1 protein-coding gene is annotated in these 1547 nt (G+C 41.3%); it reads right to left on the reverse strand.

Annotated features, from left to right (window positions below):
* Positions 1-238: 238 nt before the first annotated feature.
* Positions 239-1453, reverse strand: coding sequence for an IS256 family transposase (locus tag EDD59_RS17615; protein ID WP_408632290.1), 1215 nt, complete (start codon positions 1451-1453; stop codon positions 239-241).
* Positions 1454-1547: the final 94 nt, after the last annotated feature.

Raw genomic sequence — 1547 nt, forward strand, 5'->3', positions numbered from 1 at the left:
GAAATTCCTTTGTCGAATTATATTTCTATCTATAGTATTACCGCATCTGAAAATTTTATACCTTTTTTCGAAAAAATTTCATAGCAAATAAGACATCTATATTTGTTTTTTCGTGGGCTCTGCCCACACCCGGCCTCAAGTATAAATTATGAGTGCTCTGGGTATACTATAGATGCCGAAAGTATAAAAGTTGCCGGCGGTCCTTTGCAAATATATTAGGCCGCTGGCTCCTCTCTGATTACAGGTACGGTTGAATCCGATCTGGGTACAAAATCATCAGCTGGCTTAAAACCATATCCCAGTTGCGGTATCTTTGGGTCCATTTCTTCATGATATTCTGGGCGGCCATATACAGCATCTTCTCCAGCGATGCATCTGTCGGAAATGCACTCTTGGTTTTGGTTACCTTCCGGAACTGGCGGTTTACAGATTCCACAATGTTCGTCGTATACATTATCCTTCTTATATCATCGCTAAATTCAAAGAATGGCCTTACATTTTCCCAGTTCATCTCCCAATTACTGATTGCGTATGGATATTTCTTTCCCCATGTTTCCTTTACTTCTGCAAGGGCTTGTAACGAGGATTCTTCTGTTGGAGCCTTATATACAGCTTTAAAATCGGCGGCAAATTTCTTGCGATCTTTATAAGACAGGTACTGGAAAGAGTTACGCAGCATATGGATAATGCATCTCTGTACCACTGCCTGCGGATATACGGCTGCAATCGCCTCCTTAAAGCCTGGCAAGCCATCCACACAGAAGAATAGGACGTCCTTCAGCCCTCTGTTCTTCAGGTTGTTAAGCATTCCCAACCAAAATTTTGAGGATTCATTTGCACCGACTGTAATGCTCAGGATGTCCTTGGTTCCATCCAACTGAACTCCAAGCGCAACATAGGCAGCCTTCTTTACAATACGTCCCTCATCCCGGCAGGAATAGTGTATGGCATCTAGGAAACAGAAAGTATAAATCGGCTCCAGAGGACGTGTCTGCCATTCCTTTACATTCGGGAGGATTTTATCTGTGATCTTGCTGACCATATCGGCAGAGAGCTGTATTCCATACAGATCCTCGATCTGGTCATGGATATCTCTGGTACTCATGCCACGGGCATATAGGGAAATAATTTTTTCCTCTATCCCGGAAACATCCCGCTGATGCTTCTGAACAATCTGTGGTTCGAATTCTCCATTTCGGTCTCTTGGAATTTCGATTGGAATTTCGCCATACTGACTCTTTACCATTTTAGGTGAATAGCCGTTCCGTTTGTTGGTAGTGATGATGTCATCTTTTGCATTTTTGGGATAGCCGATGGAAACATCCATTTCTGCTTCCAAAAGCTCTTGCAACATATCCTTGAAACTTTCACGAAATAATTCGTAAACATCAGATACGCTGTTAATGTCATTTTCTGAAATAATTTGTCTTAATTGCTCCTTTGCAATAGCCATAATAATAGGCTCCTCTCTGATAAGAATATTCATATTTAATTCTTTCCAGATTGGATCCATTTATTACCAAAGACACAAAATTTATGACACTACC

It is taken from the genome of Muricomes intestini (assembly GCF_004346165.1).
In the GTDB taxonomy this organism is placed as follows: Bacteria; Bacillota; Clostridia; order Lachnospirales; family Lachnospiraceae; genus Muricomes; species Muricomes intestini.